Source organism: Paracoccus lutimaris (assembly GCF_003337565.1).
Taxonomy (GTDB): Bacteria; Pseudomonadota; Alphaproteobacteria; order Rhodobacterales; family Rhodobacteraceae; genus Paracoccus; species Paracoccus lutimaris.
Map to the genome: position 1 here is coordinate 1 of NZ_QPJL01000092.1, position 1,208 is coordinate 1,208.

Below are 1,208 nucleotides of genomic sequence, written 5' to 3' on the forward strand. Positions count from 1 at the left end.
GCGCGGCCTCGGTCTGTGCGGCGACGACAGCGGGATCTGCGGCGATGGCGTCGGGCGGGATGATCTGGCCGATCTCGCTGCCCGTGGTGGTGGAATAGGTGACGCGGGCGACATGGCCTTCGTAGCCGCCGCTGCGGGTCCGGGATTTGCGGATGTCGCGGATGTCGACCCGCGCCAGCAGGCTGTCCTGACCGATCTTCTGGCGCAGGGCCCGGCCTTCGTCCCGCGTCGCCGGGAACAGCGCGACATCCTGCCAGTTGCGAAAGAACAGGCTGCGGCCCATGGACAACGGCAGGCGCGAGGTCGGGGTGAAGATGCTCACCGGAAAGCCGCCGCGAGCGCTGTCATAATCGCCGAAATCGGCGCGGATCGACAGCACCACCTCGGCACTGGCCGGGTCGAGCGTGGCGCGGTCAGCGGCAAGGCGGGCCATGACCCTGGTCATCGCCTCGTCGCGGCTGAACTCATCGGCAGCGAGATATTCGGGATCCTGCAGCGCTTGCGATTCAAGGTCGGGCGCGGTGCCATCGAGGGTATCCAGAAAGGCGTTCCACCAGGCGGGATCGGGGTCGGTGTAGGTTTCGGCCAGCGACGGCGTGGCCAGGATCAGGCCAAGGCAGGTGGTCAGGGCGAGGGTCTTGAGCATGGGGGCGTCCTCTGGAAACGGGCATAAAAGCGGGATATCCGCCGCGCGGCGACGCGGCGGTGGCTGGGGCTGGGGCATGGGCAAGGGATTGTCGGGCGGCGTGTCGTCGCGCCGCGCGGGGGCTGCGTTCGTCAGCTGTCCGCGTTGCGCATCGCGGCCCGGACGCAGAGATCCTAGCGGATCAGCGCATCGAAGCTGGCAAACGTCCTGTCTGGCGTCGGAAGATAGCCAAGGCCTTGCAGCGTCGCTTCGATGTTCCGGCCGGGATCCACGCCCGGATGGCAGGCGCGCAGATACATGTTCGCAACCAGTTCCGTCGCACCAGAGATCTGGCCGAGGTTCAGCCCCTGATAGCCGCCGCCACCCTGCATCCCGAAGGCCGGGCGGGCGGTGCTGCAAAAGAACCGCACCTCGGAGGGCGCGTCGAATTGCAGGCGCTTTTTCGGCGTATCGGACCGGTCCGAGATCGCCTGACGCAGCATGACCCGGACCAGATCACCCGGCACCCGTGCCGAGCCCTGCCCTTCGACACGGCGGTCGCTCTGGTCGTAATGCAGGCATT

2 protein-coding genes are annotated in these 1,208 nt (G+C 67.6%); both read right to left on the minus strand.

All coding sequences use genetic code 11. The annotated features are described in order from the left end of the window. Positions 1-646: hypothetical protein (locus tag DFP89_RS20075; RefSeq protein WP_147273382.1), on the minus strand; the 646-nt coding region annotated here is incomplete at its 3' end. 173 nt (positions 647-819) lie between these two features. Then, the coding region (locus tag DFP89_RS20485; protein ID WP_181870422.1) for a hypothetical protein at positions 820-1,208 on the minus strand (389 nt) is incomplete at its 5' end.